Below are 20,968 nucleotides of genomic sequence, written 5' to 3'. Positions count from 1 at the left end.
AAGGTTGCCCCCAGGCCTACGCCATCGCTATGGCATTGCAAAGAGCCGCGCATCTCTTGGGCCCAGGTCGCACTGAGATGCAGACCAAAGCCATGGCCCCCCCTTTGGTGGTATAGCCTTGGTCAAACAGTTGCTGCAGGGCAGTCGAATCAATGCCAATACCGTTATCACTCACCTCGAATACCACAGCGTCCTGTTCCAGTACTGTACGAACCATTATCCGCTTGTCAGGATGCTCCGACACCAACAGCGCCTGACAGGCATTGACCAGCAAGTTGATGAGGATCTGCAGCACCTTATGTCTGTCCGCCGCTACGTCATCCGTGTCGTAGTAGCGTCGTTCGATTTGAATACCTTCTATATCAAATGCCGCCAGTCCTAGTTTGAGCGCGGTGTCCATCAGACTCCTGGCGGACAACATCTCCTGAACGCCACCTGCCGTAGCGAAGCGCTGATGAGCCGCCACCACTTCTGCCGCATATTCGGTGCATCCTCTCAGCGCTGCCACTTCGCTCAGCAGTTCTGCCTGCTCGGTCTCCAGCAGCCGACTCAATTCGCCAAGGTAGTCGGGCAACATCCTGCCTGCCGGATCTTTGGCGAGGAAGCCAGGCAGATCGTCGACATGCTGTTGTAGCAACTGGACAGTTTTGTGGAGCTTAGTCGCCTTGGAATCGCGGAGCCGGTCCTGAATGAGACCGGACGATACTGTTACGCCATTCAAGGCATTACCCAGATTGTGCAGTATGCCGGTAGCCAGCATGGCCATACCGGCTTCGCGGGATTTTTCACGCAACTGGGCTTGAACTTGCGCCATCCGCAAGGCCGAGTGCACCCGCGCCTGCAGTTCTTGGGGCGAGAAGGGCTTGGCGATATAGTCGTCAGCACCGGACTCCAACCCTGAGACACTGGCCTCTGCGCCGCCGCGTGCGGTCACCAGAATGACAGGCAGGTGGGCGAGTGTTGTGGAGGCCTTGATACAGTTCGTCAGGCCGAGACCGTCAAGCTCGGGCATCATGACGTCCGATACCACGATGTCAACGCGATGATGCTGGAGTAGCTGCCAGGCCTGCAAACCGTCATTGGCCGTCAATACCTCGAAGTCGCCGGCCAGCATTTCGGCAATAAAATCGCGCATATCCGGCGTATCATCGACGACCAGGACCACCGCCGCCTGGTCAGACAGACGTTGTTTGGGGGTACCGGAGAATGCGGGTGCCTCCAGCCCGCCCTCCTGGAACCGGGCCAGTCGCAGCATGGTGTCTTGAGTCGCATAATCAGGTACGGAATGACCGTTTGACGTGTCCGATTGTTGAACAATGCGGTCTGTGCCGCGCGGTAACCGCACGAAAAAGCGCGAGCCTTGTCCCAGGTCGCTCGTCAAACCGACCTCGCCGCCCATCAATTCTGTCAATTCCTTTACCAGCGCCAGTCCAATACCCGTCCCCCCATGCCGCCGGGTAGAAGCGGCGTTTACCTGATGAAAACGATGGAACAGCCGCGCCTGCTGATCCTTGGCGATACCCGGCCCGGTGTCGGCCACCGCGAACTCGAACCAGTTGTCGTCCAGCAGCCGCAATTCCAGCCGGATCGAACCCTTCTCTGGCGTGAACTTCAGAGCATTGCTGACAAGGTTCATCGCAATTTTCTCGAAATGCCCGCTGTCGATACAAACGCGACCCAGGGCCGGGTCGGGGTCGAAGGTCAGCATGCCCCCTTACGCTCAGCTGCCACGGCAGCGTCTTCGGCCAACGGCGCCAGCCAGGTCCCGAGATCCACCCATTCCTCGCAGAGTTCGAATTTCCCGGACTCGGCTTTGGCGAAATCGAGTATCTCGCTAACCCGGTTCAACAACAGCAGCGCATTACGCTGAATACGCTCCAGCGGGGCCTGCCAGTGCGGCTGTTGCATTGCGCTGGCAAGCAGCGATTCCAGCGGTGCCAGGATCAACGTAAGCGGGGTGCGCAACTCGTGGCTGACATTGGCCAGAAACTCGCTCTTGGCCCGATTCGCCGCCTCGGCATCGTTCTTGGCGCGCTCCAGTTCCATCGACAACTTTTTACGCTCGGCGATTTCGGCCTGCAGACCGCTGTTGGTAGCGACCAGATCCCGCGCATGCCGGCGATTCAGCGACAAGGCCCATACCACTGCCGCAAACAGCACGCTGACCAGCAGACCGCTGATCAGCAACAAGCGGGGTCTTTGCTGCTCGATAGTGGCATCGAACGCCGGTAGCGAGCTGAACTGTAACGTCCAGCTATGACCATTGATTTCATACTGTTTGCTGTTGGAGAAAGCAGCGTTTTGGTGCCCACCTGCCTCACCCAAGCTGTCGTACATCAGATTACCTGGGGACATTTCAGCACCATCGAATACCTGAAGGTGTATGTCGGGCAGCTCATTTCGCCCAAGAATGCCACGCATCAGGTCGCTCATTCGAAATGGACTGTAGACATAGCCGACCAGAGCGGCGCGGCGCGCCTCGACCGTCTCCGGTACCACGCCCTTCGGATAGACCGGAAGATACATCAGAAAACCGTGCTGGACAGCCTGCCCCGTTTCCTGAACCAGGGTCACCCGGCCCGACATGGCCGGGAGAGCAGTATCACGAGCGCGCACCATGGCCTCGTGACGCACCGGCTCCGAGAACATGTCATAGCCGAAGGCCCGCTGGTTGCGCCAGTCAAAGGGTTCAAGATAGACGATGGCGGTGTATTCGCTGCGTTCCTCACCGGGCCACAGCGTATAGTCCAGAAAACCATCGGCGCGAACAGACTGTATATGGGCCTCGCGCTGACTCGGCAGGACCCGCTTCGAGAAGCCAAACCCTTGAATACCGGGGTAATTAGTGTCGACATCGAGATTACGTACATAAGTGCGCCATTCATCCCGGGTGACTTGATCGCTGGCTGCGAACAGGCCGACACCGCCGCGAAGGACCTGTTCGTATGCCAACAGGCGTTGCTCAATGGCAAATTGGGCTTCGCTGACTCTGAATTCGAAGCGTTCGCGAGCAGATTGCGTCACATCCGACAGCGCATTCCACCAGAGCCATACCGTCAGCAGAAGCAGCGGCAGAAATGTCAGCAGCGCGCCTCTGCCTGACCTGAGCAGCGTCGACCTGTTTCGCAATACGGGGGAGAAAGTGGTTAAAAAATTGAATTGCTGCGACACACCCATAGCTTTGCTCCTGCTGAGGGCGCGACCGAGCCATCCCGCCGCCGCCCATCCCGGGGTGGCCGCAGACCTCGGATCGTACGCCAAGGGTTCCGTTGACGTGCATTACCCCAGTAGCGTTAACTTGAGCAGACCGCCCCGTCAGACGCCCAACTGGCAGCCGGCAAGGCCGGCCTGTCTGTTCCGACAGGTCTCCCAACGACGGCATTCTGCACCAGCATGTGCCCAGCGAAACATGCAGGTCCGACTATCTCCAGCATTCAACAGGATGGCTTTAAAAGGCAGCGAGGTATCAGTCGAAACCCAGCTAGGACAGACCCGCTTTGGTCCGCAATGCCTTCGAACCCCCTGTTCGAAAGATCCTCGGGCCTTGGCTCGTGAAGGTTCACTCTCTTTCGGTAGTCCGGCCATCCGATTCGGATCCGAGACTTTGCGTCACCCGATTACTCGGGCTTTGCCTTTATCGAGAGAGGATCTTTAGACATGGTACCGCAGATACCGGACATGGCTGGCCGGTACCACTCAGCCACCACTATAGCAGGATGACATTGGTGCTATTAGATGGATTCTTTATAAAAAACAACCGTCTCTTTATGGATACACATATGCCTCCATCTTCGTCACCTGCTCGACCTTCAGCCTCTTCTTTTTGAGAAAGGACAAATCCTTTACGCTTTTGTCTTTGGCCTGCTGCACATTGTCTTTGCTGGCGTAGCCGCAGTCTGCGGCCACTTGCCTGGGAAGCACAGGCGTAGATATCGATCAGTTGTTCCAGTAGCGGAATAAAGCGATCACTGTCGGTCGAGTTGCCCTCTTCGATCACAGCGTCCAGTACCAACCCGCTTCGACCGCTCGCCAGCTTCAGTTTATGCCCGTACTGGGCTATGTTCGGGATATATTTCGACGATTTTCAATCGTGATTAAATCTGCCATAAAATCAAACGGTTGGTTCAGTTTCGCTCGATGCTGATCAAACCAGCGGTACCAGCCCAGATAATGCGGTAGATATTTGGTGGCGACCCCATGGAAACGCTGGATCCAGCCTTTGAGGCGCTGGTGATAGTTGTTCACGCCCTGGATGTGAAAGGCAGGTGCCTTCAGGTGTTCGCCGGCGCTGGCATTGATCACCTGACGCGCGAGGTGATGCTTGGCGGCCAGGCCTCAAAGGTCAGCTGACCGTCGGTACAGAGCACCATATCCGGGCTCAATCGTGGGAGCCGGTGCTGTTCGACATTTTTCAGCGTGAAGTGGTCGAGCACAAAGTCGGCTTCGCCGGCACTGCGGTCACGCGCCACCAGTACCGGCACCCACTTTGCCTCCTTTTTACCGGCATTGCCGCGTTTGCGCGCGGTGCGCTGGCTGATCTTACATTTTCCCTTGAAGGATTCGCGGAACAGGGTCTGACCAGCCTCGACGATGTCGTTGAGTGTGTCGGCATTGAGGAAGTCCGCCAGTTTCAGAAAGCGGTGGCGCCAGCGGAATGAGGTCGTCAAATGGACCTGACAGCGGGCTGCGGCGGTACGCAGCACTTCGGAGTTGAGCATCGACTGCGCATACTCCATCCGCAACTCGCGCTTGTGCAGGTGCGCCAGCGGCGTCCCCGTGAGAGCGGTAAAGGTTTTCTGGCAACTGCGGCACCGGTAGCGTTGTATGCCTTTGAGGGTGCCCCAGCGGTAGATCTGATCATGGTCACAGTAGGGGCATCTGAGCTGGGATTGCAGTTGCTGTTCCAGGTGTTCGATGATGGCGGGAATCGCTTCCGGAGCCTGCAAACGTTCCCTAAACGGAGTTGACCAATCGGACGGGAGACCGCAAATGGCCGTTAGCTGAAGCTGCCTAAACGCGCTTGCGATTAGCATGACCCGTTCGTAGACACCTACCGGTCCGTCAGTGGTGCCGTTTGTTGATCACCTTCAGTCGACAACCTCGCCAATGAAAGTTGGGGGATAGTCATAGATCTCTGTTCCATAGAACTCCGCGTGCCTAAACGATTCTCGCGCAGCAGAAAGACATCGAGTCCAGACTGCCTGAGAGATGGTCTGCCCGCTTCTACCTCTAACTAACACCATTCAACTACTGGTTGAATAGTATCAATACTGATACTATGCTTGTTTTAAGGACTGAGGGGACTACATGGCTTCCGCTTCAATAGAGGACCTCGTGCAGTCGATGCGCGACAACCCCAAAGGTATCAGGTACATAGATGCGGTACGGGTAGTTACACACTACTTTGGCGAGCCGAGACGCAGCGGTGGCAGCCATACGATTTTCAAGACACCATGGCCTGGCGACCCTAGAGTCAACCTGCAATCCGGCAAAAATGGAAAGGCAAAGGTTTATCAGATCAAGCAATTACTCAGCGCAATAGACCAATTGCAGAATGCAGAGTGATCGCTGGCTTTGCACCGTCAAACCCGACAACGAGGACGAACTATGGCTACACCGGTAGCACCCAAATACGCCTACAGAGTTGTGTGGTCTCTCGACGACGAAGAATACGTAGGGCTCTGTGCAGAGTTCCCTAGCCTCTCGCACTTGGCTGAGACACCACACGAGGCTCTGCAGGGGATCATGGATCTGATCGAGGATGTCGTGGAGGACATGCAGAAAAACGGCGAACCGGTACCCGAACCGCTGGCATTAAAAAACTTCTCCGGCAAGTTCATGCTGCGGACGACGCCTGAAATGCATCGAAGGCTGGCGATAGAGGCGGCGGAACAGAAAATTTCGCTGAGCCGGCTGGTCAACTCTAAACTGGCGAGTTCATCGCACGGCAGCTCCCACTGCTGATACGAAGCCCCTCAACCGAGGGGCTTTAAAGTACCGGCTGACAGAAGCAACGTTTGCTGCCAAATGGCCGTTAGCGGAGGCTGGAGAATGGGACCTTCTGGCACCGAAGGTCATGCATCTTCGCGAATGGACTGCGGTCGAATGGCTGGCAGCCGTCAGGCAAGACTACCAGGCCCGGGGTGAATCGACTGTCTGGCAAGACTATTTGGAACAGTTGCTCAAGCTTCACCGTCGCAAGGCCCGACTGGTCCCTTTGCTACAGGCCATTACCTACCTCTGATAGTTCTCTCCACCACCGATAACGCCAACGGAGTTGTTCTAACACCATGTCGACCTTGCCGGTCCGCACAGGCCTCCCGTTTGACTCTGCAGCACAAATCTTTCACATGTGAAAGATTTCTGAGTTACCGCAAGGTCGCGCCGCGTGCGGACCCGTCCCAGCTGTTGCGATTCGAAACGAGAGCAGTGCCTCTAATGTCACGGTTGGGCAATGAGCAGATCTCCTCAGGCAGTTTCCCTTGGATCTCGTCACCCGACCATGGTCAGCCGGACAAAGCGCTACTGCGGCTACAGCGTCAATAGAGCTCTGGCATTCCGCACTACCTACAACAGCGATGAAAAACGTTGTCTATTGCCGGAGAGCCTTCACCAAGCTTGGGTGTCGTTTCAGCAATTATACGATACACAAACATCGTAGTGTCTGACCTGTCAGACACCAATTGGCAGTAGAGTGTGGCGGGCACGCTCGGAAGTATAAGAAACAGGATAACCCGTGCCCTATACCGGAGCTCCAGCGGCTGCGGCCGTTCAGCTACTGCAATCGTTGTGGATGACTTCTCCTCTCATAGCTATCTGTACCGTCCTGGCAACTCGCTGCCTACCCTCCCCTCCTCCAAGAAGTACTGCTTCTGCGGTCACAATCTTTCACATGTGAAAGATTTGTCAGGCGCAACGCTCGGATGACTAGCAGCTCGGACGCTGCATCGTGGAGGCATTTGACGCGGCAGCCTCGCGCCAGATGTCGCTGCCATCAACAGCGGGGGCGGATCGGCCGTTAGCTTCCTCTTTTGTTCAGCGACTTCAATCGTTTTCGGTAACCTCTCCTTCCACAGCTATCTGTTCCATGCCAGCAAGCCGCTGCCAGCCCTCCCCAAGGAGGACTGCTTCTGCGGCCAAAATCTTTCACATGTGAAAGATTTTTGAGGGTCCGAAGTTGGGGACGCTCGTGCTCGCAGCCTCTGGGGCGATGCTTGGAGGATGCTTTTGACACGTCAGCCTCGCGCTAGATGTCAGCCATCGCGAGAGGGGCTAGATGGGCCGGCAGCGGCCTATGACGAGAACAGACCTCCAAATGCAATTGACCGACGCTTCACGTCCCGTCATTACAAAAATGGTCTCAGGTGAATTTTATTAATGGTTACAACAGTCATTCCAACGCCAAACCATATATATAGGGTCCTGACCAATCGCAGGTATAGTTCGAGATAGCCCCCAAGTCATTGTAGACTCACCAATAACATGGTCAGAATTGGTCTCAGGGATGGGATGCAATATAGTGAATTTGTACTGGGTCTTGGGTAACGTTGGAACAATCCTGCCTCTACACATGGCATCCCCCCCATAGTCCCCCATGCCAGCCCGCGTCTATGCAAGGCAGCAAGAACCCTTGCAGACAGGAGGCTGGTATCTCGCAGCACACCCTTACCACCGTTCTGATTCCCACTCAGCGGATAAAGATTGCCCCAAGTTCCCGCACACCAAAACATTTCCTTAATTGGCCTACCAGCTGTTGCTGAGACCGCATCGGCAGTACACGCCAAGGTCGCTACAGGGTTGGCAACGGCTGCGGCTTCAGGATTCGTGAAAAATGCGAGCTCGTCGTTGTTCCAGGTCGGATCCAGCTCACTCAGATACATCACATCAAGATCAACGTATCCATCCGGGTTACAGCTTTGTTTTACGAACATGTCCAGCATCTGCATGACTGGAAAGCTGTAGTAGTGGTAGTGTGTGAACGACCCATCTCCCCCATCGTAGACAGCCTCGCCATGGTGTCCTTGGTTTGTACGGTCAAACGGGAACCGCATACCATTGAGGACCGAGGAGCATCCCGGTACTCGTTGAAATTCAACCAAGCGAGCGGGTTCCCACATCGATGTGGTCACTCCAGGGCGAAACACTCCTTGGTTATCTTCACAAGCGCACAGGGGATTACTCACGGCCTCATCTGGTATGCGGCCTCCGTCCGATATCGGTACTCCGGCAATCCGGATGGGAAATATACATGACCAACATATATCGGTGATCATCCTCGGCCCAATGATTTGAGCGTCTTGGCAGCCGGGATCGGCGTTTGCGTTCGAGCTCACCAGTGCGACCACACTCAAATACAGTGCGTATAGAATTTTCTGCATCTTCATGGCACCGCAATCGCCTCTTTCACTTCATGCGTCACCCAGCCATCAAGGAGTTCCGCCCTACCGTGGAGATATCCTTGCTGGAGCTTGATACCAAGTACCGCCGCCTGGCTCGCCAACCTTTCAGTCTCAACCTGTTCACCAATGATGCGGATCCCTTTATCTCGACAGAACTGAAGACCCTCTGCATCTTTACGATCAGTCCCAGCAACACGCTTCACATCAAACTTGCAAGCGTCCCAAGGATAGGAAACAAGTCGATCTAACGATGAGTTTTGGTGACCGTAATCATCCATAACTAACGAGGCGCCAAGTTTCTTCAATGCATCCCAACGTCTCAGTATTGTGGTGTCCGAAACGCCCTCAGTTACCTCAACCATAAACTCAGTTCTGCTAAGCATGTTGAAGCGGCGAACCTGCTTGCACCAGCTATGAAATAAATGATCAGATTTCAGGGTGTCTTCGGATACATTAACCATAATCTGATTGTACCGCTTATCTATGGCGTCTATATTCTTAATTAGAAGCAGAATCATTGCCTTGTCGATGTCGCCCCAGCGAATCTCCACACGGACATCACTGGGCGAATAGTAGACGCCATCAAATAACCAGCGGATTAGTACTTCAGCGCCCACTATATCTCCGGTGGTAGTTGACTTGACCGGCTGAAACATCGGAATAATCACGGTTCATTTCTCCTATCCGCCAGCTCTGTCACTACAAAGCGGCCTTTTTGGGCTGTAATGATGGACGGCACATACTCCAACTCGAATCGTTGAGCGACATCCGGTGTAAGCAGGAATACTGGCGCGTCAAAGGCATCCGTCACACTCCTGTAAGAGTCCCAGCCTTTCTCCCTGTCCAAGCGGGTTACTATATAGGTGACCCGAGTAACCCCGGGAATCTTGCCTATCTCTGGGAGCGCGTCCTTCACTCGAACTACTTGGTCTTCATCCAGCGGATCCAGAACGACAACAGCTTGGGTGAAAGGCGCCACGTCCAACGGGTTGATAAGATCTCCCTGCTTCGCAATCACTGTTCCATCAGGTGCAGTAATGTCTTCGGCTATATACACGGTAGGGTCGATCTCACGGACTCTATCTTTGTGCGCTTCAGGCAGTTCCCGGAAGCTCTGCTGCTCCCAGAAATTTCGAATTGCCGCCTCCTTCTTCTCTTCCCAATCAATTTGCGCAAACCGTTGCTTCATCAGCTCAATCAGGTCAGGTTCGCTGATTTCTGCCACTGGGCCGCGAGCCCCAAAATCCCCCCTCTACCGGATTCGATCTGCCGCTCGATCCAAGCCGGGTTAGAGAGGCCAGAGACGCGGGCCAACTCTTCGGGGAGTTCGCCTGGGAGCGTGGATTGTCCTGTTCTAACAACAATGGTCGGCACCGAAGTCACGTTGTACTCAGTGAATAAGACTGGGTTAATAACAATATTGGGTACTGGGTCGCGCTCAGCGGCCATCTGCTGGATATCGAGCACTGCTTCTCCCAGATTGGCCTGTGCAGGAATTCCCCTGAAAACAACCAACGTATCTGGATTTTTAGATGCTGCCTCAAGAACATCGTCCAACCCCTGTTCGCCCAGAGAATGGGAAACAAAGATCAGAGTTCGTTGGTTCGAGAACCGCTGCTTGGCCATTTTCAGATCCGACATCCGCTTCATTGTCGGGTCTGTTTGTTGAAGTTGCGCTACTAACTCTCTCGCTTCCTTATGGGCCTCAGTGAACCTTCTTGTGTCAGTACGAAGCCAGTCCGGAGTTTCCATGGCGCTTGCTTTATCTGCAAGCTCCTTGGATTTCTGGACAAACGCCAGGTCCTCATCAGTCAATGGCGACTGGGTTGGCAGAGGCTGCGCCTGACCCGCTGTAGCGAATATCGATACAGTTAGTGCAACTGCCTTAAAAAAGCGGATAGGCACGGCCAATGATTTGGTCATCTTTCACTGTCCCCCAGTATCTCGAATCGAAACTCTGATCACTTGTTCCCATAAACCAGTAGTTCCCAGGCTTCAGCTTTGCCTCTCCTAAAAATGATTCTTCAGGCTGCCCGATCTTTTCTGCATGGGAAAGACCGTAGCCGACATACTTGTCGTTCACGTAGATATTGCCCTGATATTTTATAGCTATGTGGTCGCCAGGTATGCCTCTGAGGTATTTCACCATCTCGGTCCCATCTTCATAGACCGGCTGTAATCCTCGTGCTGTGAACACATAGATAGCGTCCCTCTTCAGCTCCAGGTCTTTCTTATCTATCAGGTATACAGAGTACCCAGGAATGCATTTCACCACCTGACTATCAATTCCGATCCGGTAACGGTCAGCGAATGCCGTGCCCGCCGCCCATATAATGGTAAGCGCTATACCTGCCTTGGCACAAAAGCGTGGCCAAGACTCCTTTTTTACCACCAGCCTCATCGGCCTAGATCCTCTGGCAAATATAAGTCTTCTGGAGCAGCCACGACCGCGCCAGCATCCAACACGAGATAGCCGGCTTCACGCAGCTTTATCACTGCGTTATTGGTCTGCATCATTAACTCTTCCACCTGCTCCGTGGAGGCTCCTTCCGGATAGTTCATCGCCATTTTCGCAAAGTCCACGACAACGACAGGAGGCGACTTCTGTAAGCGGCTGTCTAGGCTGGAGTGACGACTTTCCAACATGAAATGGGAGGTTGCGGCACCGCCAAGTGTGCCGATAGTTGCTGCTAAAGCGATTGTCTTGATTTCCATTGAGAACCCCTCTGCTATGTACGAGCCCGGTCCTGCATGACCGCACGGATGGCATCGGGAATACTCAGCCCGCGCTTCACGTACTGATCGATTGCATCGACATCACGGGGGTCGGTTGAGTACAAGAGCTTCTGAAAATCGCCTACAATGAGGCGACCAACTCCCATTCCCGTCTTGGATTTGATGAAGATCTCGGAGTAGATGCCTTGTACTGTATGTACGGTCTTCAGAACGTTGAATCCGCCTTCGGAAAGCGTAAGACGACCACTGCGCTTAACTGACTCCACGGTTTCTTCCGTCTGACCCAGGAGGTACATGCTGGCCGAGTTTTCAGCAATTGCACGGCCAACAGTATTCTCATAGAGATCGTTGATAGACTGTGTTGCGATGACAACGGAGCCACCGTATTTCCGGAATTTTCTGTAGGCGTGCTCCATGAAAACCGACACCTCGCCTTCCTTCAGGAGATCCCAGGCTTCGTCGACGATCACCACTTTCTTGCGGTTACGCTCACCCAGAAATACTTCCTGCTGGATCTGGTAGATGAGCTGCAATAGAACAACCTGACGGAGATGCTTTCGACCTTGCAGTTCGTCAAGTTCGAGCACCGTGAACTGGTTCTGGAAAGAGACGTTGTTGTCATGAGCGAAGTATTTGCCATAACTCCCCTTGGAGGTAAACGGGTATAGCTGCATGCCCACATCCTTCAGGCGCTGATCTTGATGGTCCTCCAAGCAACGAGAGGCAACGTCGTCCACCTTCGTGTCTCGGCCTTTCTCTTCCCAAACATCCGTCATAACTTGCTTGAGAGCCGATACTTGCCATTCGCTGAGATTGCCCTTCGCTGACGCCATGGCACTAACCAGGCTTACGATGGCGTCTTCCTCGTCCTCATAGTTCTGGATCAGCTCGAACGGATTCAGACAAACGCCCGTACCTTCTTCAAAGTGAACGAAGTCTCCCATTAGCAACTCGGACAGCTTCTGGTAGGACTTACCCGCGTCGATAACCCAAACCTGGGCGCCCTCGGACAAGTAGGAGAAGATGAGTTCGTTGGTCAGGAATGACTTACCTGAACCTGACTCCGCCGCTATCACCAGGTTTTTGTTGGTGTTGCTGTCGTGAAGAGACAAACTCATGAGCTGCCCGTTTCGCGAAATAAGCGAAGCGTGATAGGTACCGGTCCCTTTCCACTCCGAGAAGATTGGGAGCAGGACAGCCGCCTGCTCCGTCGTCATTGTTTTATGTCGGAATAGGTCTTGAATGGATTCCCTATCCGTACAGAGCGGAAGGTTGTTGATCAGCATGGGCAACAGTACAAACTTGTCTTCCATCAGGTCAAAACGCGTTTCGCGCCAGATGTTTCGCGCTGACATGGCCGCCGCATCAGCCCGCTCTTTAGTAGGGGCGAAGATCACCATGGAATAGCTGATCTTGATCGGTTTCTGTCCTTCCTTCATCGAGTCGTAAAGAACATCGAAACCCTCCTTCTTGTCCGCCAGGACCGGCACGAACTTGAGCATCGGACCGTATGCTTGGTTCACCGCAAACTGCCGTTTACGGTCCAAGGTGCTCTTCATATTTTCCGGGTCAGGAAAGAAGATATTGGTGACTATCATGTAGTTCTCTTTAATGTTCGAGTTACCACCACTGATATCACCGATGTAGGTGATAGCGTCACCGAAGTAGAATACGTCTGGCAGTTTCTTGGCAGACAGAAGTTTGACGTACTGGTCGCCCAGCTGAAGACTGTCCTTGGTCAAAGCAATGTCAGTGCCATAGTCAAAGACCTGCTCGCAAATTGGTCGGTCTGTATCCCAGCTCGATGAGTTCGTTCGCCAGGAAGCGTCGTCTCCCCAGTTGAGCATGGTGCCCATGACACGGATATAGCTCACCGCAGTCATAGGGACTGGGCGCAATCCGACCGTCTGTAGTGACGACTCCACCTTGCCACGGAGATCTTGCAGAGCCTGCATTTCCGAGTCACTGGGCTTTGTGTCCTTGGTCGGTACCTTGACAGTGACAATCAGCTTCGTGTCTTGGATCTGGCCGCTGTCATAGTAGCCTCGCTCATTTTTACCGATGATCTTTTCACCTGTATGGTGTTTCAAGAACTCAACGCGCTCCCGAATGACGGAGGAAAGCAGATCATGCTGATAACCATCCCTCAACTCGATCATTCGGTATAGATCTTGGGTAATATCCGGTGAGCGGAACAGGATGAACTGCATTGTAGACTTTGCGGGAAACTCTTGATTGAGCATTCCCACAGCTCGCTCTTGGATCTTTTCAGTCGATGAATTCAGGGGCTGACATAGGAAGCCAAACCCAATGCTCCTATCGTCCATCAGAAAGGCATATTCTTCTTCAGAATATGCCAATACCGGTATGACTCCCGCAGCTCTAAGCTCCTCAGGGATGAGTTTTTTGTTGATTTTCTTTTTGATGGAGACAAGGTTCACCTATTAGCCCTCCAACCACATTTTCAGGTCTTGAGGGCGGCCTTCGCTATACCGTCCATCAGGTGCTACCACAAACGGAACCCCTTTAATGTCCAGTAGATGAGCCATCATCAGGGTTAGATCGTATTGTTTGGTGTCGCAGCTTCGCTTTTGGGGCAGGGTTTCGAGCGCATTTTGCATGTAGGCATCGAGGGCGTCATGACGGTCGGCGGCGCAATACACTTTCCGGGACAATTCATCTGACCTGTCGCCTAGGGCAGGAACCACGACGAACTTGAAGGTATAGTCACTTGCCATACTTTCTGAGTCTTTCATCAGTTTGTGGCAGATCGAGCATTGGGGATCGACAAAGGCAACAACTTGTTTGTCGCCATCACCTATCGTGAGGGTGTTGTAGTCATCCAGGTTGGCCCCCATCCGATCAAAGTGAATCCGTGTGGCCGCGTCCTCCATCTGGCGGATGGTATCTACAGTATCCTTGTACCAGATGTCGTACAGCTGTCCCCTCAGGACGAACCGCCCGTTCTCGGACATGAAGAGGATCTCGCCATTCGCTTCCACAGCCTTCAGGCTTTTGATGGGAAGGTCTACAACCGCGTCCAACTTATTTTTCTGAGGGTCAGATAGGTCGAGTTCAATGGCTTGAGCTGACGTGCCTCCTGACACCGATAGCACGGTGATAACGACGGCCTTTAAGATCTTCTGGTGCATGACTGTCCTCACAGGGCGGATTACCAAACAGAGGACAGTTTATTGGTGGGCGCAACGGAGAGACGCCTCTACATTAGCCCAATTTGGACAATTACAGCGGTTCTCCCGATTTTTCTCCGCTTTCGAGTCTGAAACGAGCAGCATTCAGACGCTTCTTCTTCAGAATGATTCGGTTCGTGGCGAAGCCTACGGCAGATAGGGCAACAGCCCCGAGCACAGACAGTAAAGCCATTTGCAGTATTGCAGTGCCAAGATGATTGAGCCATTGAACGGACTTCACAATGAGCAGCTCCGGTGGGGACGGTAGCAACTTCAGGACTCCCCAATAGGTTAGAAGAACAACCAGTACCGCCAGGGCACCTCTGAGGCAGCCTTTGAGATCCGCTACACTGGGCGTTGCATGGAGCCCCACCATCATCGCCCCCAGGATTGCCAGCACAGCATCCCAGGATGTGATGCATTCCACCATTGTGAAGGCCCACTGTCCGAGAGCTCTTAACGTTCCTATTTCAGCCAGCATCCTTTGATCTGACAGAACAAAGAAGCCATGGAGGTTTGGCAGGTGCGTGACGCTGAAGAACCAATAGACTAAGTATGCCCCAGCAAACAGGGGAGCAAGGCCTGTAAACAGCATTCCGAGGCGGTGAATGAAGTAAGATGGATTGTATTGGTAAGTCACATAGCCAAGCGTCTGTGAGACCGGATCCGGCTTGAAGAAAGCGATCTCTGTTACTTTCATGCCAAACAGTATTGCTGTTACGGCATGTGCGGTTTCATGCACAGGTGTTCCGATAATTCCTGTGGTCAGTATGGCCCTGTACTTGTAGCGACCAAATGCTCGGTAGTACAGCTCGTTCGCGGCCCATAACCAGACTGATGCGATTGCTGGCACGCTCAATATCGACACCAGCTCGATCAGAGCTTGCTTGAGTTCTTCCATGTCTTCCTCAAAATCTTTCACATGTGAAAGAAAAAGGCCCGGTGTAGACAGGGCCTCTGTGCTCGGGTTACTGGGCCGTCACGCTCGATGACGGGTCGCCCGCATCGTCGTAACCGACGAGCTCCACCTGCGGCAGCGCGTCGTCGTAGCTGCCCTTCAGCAGCGTCAGGCGGTTCGACCGCACCGATACCTGCTCACCGTTCACCTTCCACTCGAAGGCATCCATGTCGCCGTCCACGTCCTCGCACTCCGCATACAGCCGCCAGGAACTGTAGCCGTCATCCACGCGGATCGAGCACACCGGGGGCTGGTTCTCCGCCACGTCCACCGTCATCGTCTTGGTGACCTCCTTGCCCATCTGCGAGCGGATGGTCAGGCTTACCTCATGGCGGCCCTGCTCCAGCACCGTCCGGGCGCTGTAACCGCTGCTCTCGACCGCCTCGCCATCCACCTGGTAGAGGCGCTCCACCACCCGGTCTCGCGGGTGCCCGCCCGTCACATACGGGCGCAGCCGCAGCTCCAGCGGCTCCCGGCTGTAGTCATTCGACGCACTGTAGGTGATCGCCACCTCATACGGCGGGGCCTCACCGATCTCCAGTGTCCCTTCGACCACGGCCACATTGCCTCGGGCATCGCTGATCGTCACCCGCACCGGGTAGGTCCCCGGCGCCGTGATCTGGAGCCCCCGCATGTCGTCCCAGCGGTCCTCGGTCACCGTGAACCCGTTTCCTTCCGGCAACTCCCAGCGGTACTGCGGCGCGTCCAGCTGGCCCCGGAACGCGATCTCGCGCACCCGTGCCGTCACCTCCGCTGGCGCCATGCTCGCGCTGCTGCGCAGGTGCAGGTTGAAGTCGGGCCACACGTATTCCCAGACCCGCGCCCGGATGTCCTGCTTCGCCTCGGTACCGGCATCGCGGTAGCCCTTCACCCAGGCCGTGTAGCCCAGCGCCATACTGCCCGCCGCCAGGTCGGCTTCGGTCGGGCTGTAGCGCAGCGTCTCGCCGTCCACGGCCTCGCCGTTCGGCAGCGTGAAGTAACCCGCCAGCTCCACGTCCATGCCCTTGTACGGCGGGCTCAGGCGCACCTGGTAGTCGTACGCCTTGCCGGTCTCGATCACCCGTGGCCCGGTCATGAACACACGCGGCCCCTTCACCGGACGAAAGTCCGCATACGCCCGCTCGCGGGTGTACGCATAGCGGTCGTCATCCGGGGCGGTCGCATCGCGCACCCAGGCCTCGAAGCTGAACCGCTGCGCGGTATCGCTGCTCAGGGTCAGGGTCGGCCCTTCGTGGAAGAAGGTCTCGCCCCGGTCCTGTGTCCACTTGATGACCGCGCCCTCCAGCGGCGTCCCATCCGGCCCCGTCGCCGTCGCCGTATAGCGGGCCTCGGTGCCCACGAACAGGGTCCGCGCCCCGTCGATGGTCACCTGCGGCGCGTCGTAGGCGATCACCTCCAGCGTCTCGGTGTACGACTCCGCCCCCGAGTTCACGTTGATCACCTTCGCTCGTACCAGGTACTCCCCTTCTCGTAGGTCTTGTACCAACGGAACCGATTACGGTCGCTCGACTGATGGCTCTCCCAGCTGCTGCCGCCATCGGCGCTGACCTCCCAGATCACGTCTCCGGTCGCAGCGGTATCCGCCCGGTTCTCCAGCGCCAGCTGCAACACCGTCGAGAACGGCGCCGCGCCCGACAGGCGGCGACCTTCCACGCTGGCGTCAATCGCGCCACCGCGTAGCACCGTCAGGAACATCCGCTGGCTGCTCTCGACCCGTTCGTAGCCTTCGATCGGGCTCTTCAGGCGGGCCTGAGCCACCAGGCGCACGGCCCGTTCGATACCGCTCAGGTCCAGGTTGAACTGCACCTCGCCGGTCGGCGCATCCACGTAGTCGGTCATCGGCACCACTTCGTCGAACCGCTCCTCCCGCACCAGCCGGAGCTGCCATTCGCCCATCGTGGCCGCGTCGTAGGCCGCCTCCGGCATCAGCCGGTTGCCGATACGCACCGTGACCGGCAGCGGTGCCGTGTCCAGCGCCTCGCTCACGTCCACGTCGATCTGCGGTGCGATGTCGTAACCCGGTACCGCCACGGCCCGGACCCGCTGCTCGGTGCCAACCTCCGGCAGGATGTTGTAGGCCGCCGCGATGTTGAACACCGTCTCATCCCACAGGTCCGCCGCCTCGGTCACCATGCGCCGGAACACCTTGTGGCTGACGCCATGCCCCGGCTGGAAGGTCTCGTGGGTGGTTTCCTCGCCGTCGCGGCTCATCCGCACGTCCATCGGCGTCAGCTCGCCCTCGATGATGGCGTCTCCCAGATAGCCGCCTGCCATCGGCACCATGTACAGATCGTCGGCATAGTGGTATTCCGACAGAATGCCGATCTCCGGCGCCGGGGGATCCACCGCCTCGATGGCATGGCTCTCGGTCGCCAGCGTGACGCGGGTGCCGTTGCGGGTGAAGATGCTCACGCGCCAGCGCAGCATGTGCGTCTGCTTCTCGCGCAGGGCACCGAACAGGTTCGGGCTCTCCGAGTACGGATCCTGCTGCATCCCGTCCGGGATCTCGATCCACTCGAACAGACAGGTATTACTGCGGCTGCCGATCTGGCGGTTCTGCGCCGCGTCCTGCGCCTGGAGAGCATCCAGGGTCAGGGTGCAGGCTGGCCCCAGGGTCTGCTTCATCCGCACATCGAAGTCCTGGATCACCCGGTACACCTCGGCCAGCTCACCCAGCGGCTGGTACGCCACGGCACCGAACGCCGAACTCACCGTCAGGATGTCACCACCACCGCCGACACGGATCTTGCGGCCATCGCCGCTGAACAGGTACAGGCTGTAGCTCACCGGCTGCTCGCCCAGCGCCACCGCCTGCCCTTGCAGGGAGGTCAGCTTCAGGCCTCCGGCCTCGGCCTCCACCTGCTCCGCTTCATCCGGGGTCTGCTCCCACTCCAGCAGACACACCGGGTCGCGCACCGGGTCCGCTGCACGGGCAGCGGTCTCGTCACTGGTCAGGCGGCAGACCACTCCGGCCTCCGGCGAGGCCGTAATGCTCACCGGATCGATGACCTGGCGCACCGCCCACTTCTCGGCGGACAATTTGGCTTTGCCGACCCAGGTGTTCACGTCCAGCACCAGCACCGGAGAGTTCGGTGCCGAAGTCATCACCAGCAGGTTCGAGGAGCCCTCGACCCCGGCCACCGCAGGCCGCAGCGGCAGGTTGATGCGCCCGCCCGAGCTGGCAAAGTTGTGCTGGCTCATGACGCTCATGGTCTGGCCCGGTTCGATGCGGATGCCGTTGACCACCAGCGGCACCTCCGCATCCGAGCGCAAGGTCGCGAATACATCATAGGTACCGGAGACCACGGCCCCGTCCGACAGCGTGAGCGGCTCGGTCTGGATGATCTCCCCACCGCCCTGGCGCTGGAACTCCTGCGTCACCGCAGGCACCATCAGCTTGCCGTCCATGCCGTCCGCCAGTGTCACCTGACGGGGCTTGTATTCAAAGTCCACAACTACCTGGGCCGTATTGCCTTGGCTGTCAGTGGCCTCGACCGTGAGCAAGTATGACTCTCCCTCCTGCAACGAAGGAAACATGACTGGATACTCAAGGCCGTAGCGCCCGCCCCTCATCGCCCGTGCGGCCAGCTGCACATTCTCGTTCGCAGGCCCACCCGACAAGCGCAAGGATGTGATACCGGGCTGATCATCATGATTGTCATTGATGGTGATGAGGATCTCATCGAGCGACTCGATGCTCTGTCCATTCGCCACAGAGACGGTTATATCGGGAGGAACAAGATCCAGAAGGTAATCGACCGGCTGAGTTAGCACCGTCTCGTTGTTGAATGTGTCACGCAAGACCGTGGTTAAGGAGGTATAGCGTCCATCAGGCAGGCCACTGGCGTCATAGACAAATGTCCGCGTCCAGTTATTTTGGACTTCCTCACGCTTCAGCGGCAGTTGGGTAGTGACTCCAGCAGAAGACGAAATAGAAAGCGTTGAGCTTTCTGACTTGATACGCCAGTTCGGAAACAATGCAGTACCTCGCACAACCAGCTCACTGGTGTCATACGTCCCAACGCGGATTTCACGGGTGGACTCGTCGATCACCAGATCGGTCATGGTCGGAGGGGAGAAGTCACTGTCAGTCGTGACCCATTTCAGATCAGAAACGAGCGTGACGGGTTCTTCTTTAAGTCCAGAGTCCGTCAGCGTCATCGTCGTCAATCCTTCACTGAAGGAAAGGACATACATGTTATTCCGATAGTAGTCTCCATTGCGCTCCATATAATACTGATAGGGTAGGGAGTCAAACTCGACCTCGACTTCGGTATCGCCAGGTTCCACGTATGCGTAGGTAAAAACCTTGGTAGTCGAATTCTGCACACGGATCTTTTGACGGTAGGAGCGAGGTTGAACCTTAACCAGGGCCTTTGTGAAGTGTGTGTCTTTCTCTTCCAGACCAAGGTATCGGTTGGTCCCCTTCCACTCTTGCGTTGCGTCATCCCACCAACGTACCTGGGTAATAACGGGTGCGATAGGTGTCGAGTCATCAACTGTCAAATATAGGTCCTTTACCCAAGCATTGGAGAGGTGGTCGCTACTCCTGACTTTTGTACGAAAGCTCCCGAAGGAGTCGAGATTCAGGTTATTGTAGGAGAGCGAGTACACGAAACTGCTGTCGGTGAACAGCACATCTCGACCTATGCAGTGATTGGGGTTGCAGTGTCTGGGGATGCCTAACCCAAATGGCGTTTCCGTAACGTGATTCTGTTTCGGAAAACGGACAAGCACTTTTGTTGGATTCGTGCGAACCACCATGTTCGGCGTGTACGCAGTGAAACCGGCTAATTCATCACGCCCCATATACTTGTTGGCGCCGACAGTGATGGGGTCGTAAACAGCTAGGATCTCCGGTTCACCCCTAGGTGTAGCATGGTTATCCCAGAGGACATCGTGGCTTGCTATGGTGGCGTTTCCCGCTCTATCCACCACTCGTACCATCAGCGAGTATCGCTGCTCATCGCGGCCAGCAAAGACGGTGTTATCCGGCACGGTTGCTACTCCGTTGCTGAGACCAGCCCTAAACTCAGGTCCCTTGTTCCCCTGCTCATCAATGGTCCAGAAGACCACTTCATCCATGGGCGAGTCATCTGATATCCCGGAGAGCTCACTGTACTTGTAGTACGGACCACCAATGACCGGTGCGCCTGTAGCGGGATCAGTAGCGATAAGAGATGCGTCATGCCGAAATTCGCCGACTGACGGAGGCGTGACATCAAAGGTCACAGAATAGATGTCAGACTGAACTGTTGTGCCTTCATTACTGACGATCTCAGCCTTGAGCTGATAATCACCCTCTGGAGGGGCGTCGAGTGACAGGGACGTTCCATAATACTCTTGACCACCCACAAGTATCCGGTCGTTCGGCCCCAAGAGCTCACTGCCCGTACTGCTGATTACCGCACCAGAGGTGTCTAGAATGGAAATCTGAACCTTCCGATCTACACCCGCACTCAGGGCGAAGGTCATTGTTCCGGTGGGGTTCGCATATTTTGCGCTTGGCTGTAGAGTGCGCTGGCTGCCGTCTGCTCCCGTGAAGGAATACTCTAGAAGATCGGCATGGGCCGCTCCCCCAGACAGCAACGCCAGCGCTCCGGCTATCGCCAGTGCTCTGCGCTTCAGTGTTTTCATCGGTTTCTCCCTTGCAAGGTGGATCAATCCACCGTCAAGGTTACCGA

17 protein-coding genes, 2 pseudogenes and 1 riboswitch are annotated in these 20,968 nt (G+C 55.9%); of the genes and pseudogenes, 2 read left to right on the top strand and 17 right to left on the bottom strand.

The genetic code is table 11. The features are described 5' to 3' along the window. Positions 1-16: 16 nt before the first annotated feature. From ACFQDL_RS31615 to ACFQDL_RS31595, 5 genes and pseudogenes are all read right to left on the bottom strand, one after another. Positions 17-1,708, bottom strand: coding sequence for an ATP-binding protein (locus ACFQDL_RS31615; protein WP_379913831.1), 1,692 nt, complete (start codon positions 1,706-1,708; stop codon positions 17-19). Then, a complete protein-coding gene (locus ACFQDL_RS31610; protein WP_379913829.1) occupies positions 1,702-3,177 on the bottom strand; it encodes a CHASE domain-containing protein in 1,476 nt (491 codons plus the stop codon). Before ACFQDL_RS31610 ends, ACFQDL_RS31615 begins: the two co-directional genes overlap by 7 nt. 391 nt (positions 3,178-3,568) lie before the next feature. Continuing rightward, positions 3,569-3,643: riboswitch (cyclic di-GMP riboswitch) on the bottom strand. Between the two features lie 63 nt (positions 3,644-3,706). Next, positions 3,707-3,997, bottom strand: a complete 291-nt coding sequence (locus ACFQDL_RS31605; protein ID WP_379913827.1) for a hypothetical protein — start codon at positions 3,995-3,997, stop codon at positions 3,707-3,709. Between the two features lie 155 nt (positions 3,998-4,152). Continuing rightward, positions 4,153-4,260: pseudogene (locus tag ACFQDL_RS33145) on the bottom strand (IS1595 family transposase); the annotation flags it as partial. 38 nt (positions 4,261-4,298) lie between these two features. Continuing rightward, entirely contained in the window at positions 4,299-4,946 is a 648-nt protein-coding gene (locus tag ACFQDL_RS31595; protein ID WP_379913823.1) for an IS1/IS1595 family N-terminal zinc-binding domain-containing protein, read from the bottom strand. Between the two features lie 397 nt (positions 4,947-5,343). On the opposite strand from ACFQDL_RS31595, the gene ACFQDL_RS31590 reads away from it, so the two are divergent. After that, positions 5,344-5,565 (top strand): toxin HicA, encoded by a 222-nt coding sequence (locus tag ACFQDL_RS31590; protein ID WP_379913821.1) that lies wholly within the window; start codon positions 5,344-5,346, stop codon positions 5,563-5,565. Between the two features lie 180 nt (positions 5,566-5,745). Beyond that, the gene (locus ACFQDL_RS31585; protein WP_379913819.1) at positions 5,746-5,964 is read left to right on the top strand and encodes a toxin-antitoxin system HicB family antitoxin; all 219 of its coding nucleotides are present in this window, start codon (positions 5,746-5,748) and stop codon (positions 5,962-5,964) included. Positions 5,965-7,374: 1,410 nt separating this feature from the next. Here the strand turns inward: ACFQDL_RS31585 and ACFQDL_RS33140 are convergent. The 12 genes and pseudogenes from ACFQDL_RS33140 to ACFQDL_RS31530 form a co-directional block, all read right to left on the bottom strand. Continuing rightward, positions 7,375-7,596: a TraU family protein gene (locus ACFQDL_RS33140; RefSeq protein WP_465264025.1), complete on the bottom strand. Its 222-nt coding sequence runs from the start codon at positions 7,594-7,596 to the stop codon at positions 7,375-7,377. An 8-nt stretch (positions 7,597-7,604) separates the two neighbouring features. Beyond that, a pseudogene (locus tag ACFQDL_RS31580) lies at positions 7,605-8,378 on the bottom strand (TraU family protein); the annotation flags it as partial. A gap of 2 nt (positions 8,379-8,380) precedes the next feature. Next, a complete protein-coding gene (locus ACFQDL_RS31575; protein ID WP_379913817.1) occupies positions 8,381-9,067 on the bottom strand; it encodes an EAL domain-containing protein in 687 nt (228 codons plus the stop codon). After that, positions 9,064-9,624 (bottom strand): hypothetical protein, encoded by a 561-nt coding sequence (locus tag ACFQDL_RS31570; RefSeq protein ID WP_379913815.1) that lies wholly within the window; start codon positions 9,622-9,624, stop codon positions 9,064-9,066. The genes ACFQDL_RS31575 and ACFQDL_RS31570 overlap by 4 nt, the downstream gene beginning before the upstream one ends. Next, a complete protein-coding gene (locus ACFQDL_RS31565) occupies positions 9,597-10,322 on the bottom strand; it encodes a TrbC family F-type conjugative pilus assembly protein (RefSeq protein ID WP_379913813.1) in 726 nt (241 codons plus the stop codon). The genes ACFQDL_RS31570 and ACFQDL_RS31565 overlap by 28 nt, the downstream gene beginning before the upstream one ends. Then, positions 10,285-10,800, bottom strand: coding sequence for a signal peptidase I (gene lepB / locus ACFQDL_RS31560; RefSeq protein WP_379913811.1), 516 nt, complete (start codon positions 10,798-10,800; stop codon positions 10,285-10,287). Before lepB ends, ACFQDL_RS31565 begins: the two co-directional genes overlap by 38 nt. Continuing rightward, on the bottom strand, positions 10,797-11,114 hold the full coding sequence (locus tag ACFQDL_RS31555; protein ID WP_379913809.1) for a hypothetical protein: 318 nt from the start codon (positions 11,112-11,114) through the stop codon (positions 10,797-10,799). The genes lepB and ACFQDL_RS31555 overlap by 4 nt, the downstream gene beginning before the upstream one ends. 14 nt (positions 11,115-11,128) lie before the next feature. Continuing rightward, positions 11,129-13,576 (bottom strand): type IV secretion system protein TraC, encoded by a 2,448-nt coding sequence (gene traC, locus ACFQDL_RS31550; RefSeq protein ID WP_379913807.1) that lies wholly within the window; start codon positions 13,574-13,576, stop codon positions 11,129-11,131. A gap of 3 nt (positions 13,577-13,579) precedes the next feature. Continuing rightward, the gene (locus ACFQDL_RS31545) at positions 13,580-14,287 is read right to left on the bottom strand and encodes a DsbC family protein (protein WP_379913805.1); all 708 of its coding nucleotides are present in this window, start codon (positions 14,285-14,287) and stop codon (positions 13,580-13,582) included. A gap of 91 nt (positions 14,288-14,378) precedes the next feature. Next, entirely contained in the window at positions 14,379-15,227 is an 849-nt protein-coding gene (locus tag ACFQDL_RS31540; protein ID WP_379913803.1) for a hypothetical protein, read from the bottom strand. A gap of 67 nt (positions 15,228-15,294) precedes the next feature. Beyond that, positions 15,295-16,725, bottom strand: a complete 1,431-nt coding sequence (locus ACFQDL_RS31535; protein ID WP_379913802.1) for a hypothetical protein — start codon at positions 16,723-16,725, stop codon at positions 15,295-15,297. Continuing rightward, on the bottom strand, positions 16,722-20,921 hold the full coding sequence (locus ACFQDL_RS31530) for an Ig-like domain-containing protein (protein WP_379913800.1): 4,200 nt from the start codon (positions 20,919-20,921) through the stop codon (positions 16,722-16,724). Before ACFQDL_RS31530 ends, ACFQDL_RS31535 begins: the two co-directional genes overlap by 4 nt. Positions 20,922-20,968 lie beyond the last annotated feature (47 nt).

The sequence above is a fragment of the Marinobacterium aestuariivivens genome, assembly GCF_042661465.1.
GTDB classification, from domain to species: Bacteria; Pseudomonadota; Gammaproteobacteria; order Pseudomonadales; family Balneatricaceae; genus Marinobacterium_A; species Marinobacterium_A aestuariivivens.
Note: the sequence above shows the minus strand (reverse complement) of the source record. Positions and strands in the feature narration are given on the sequence as shown.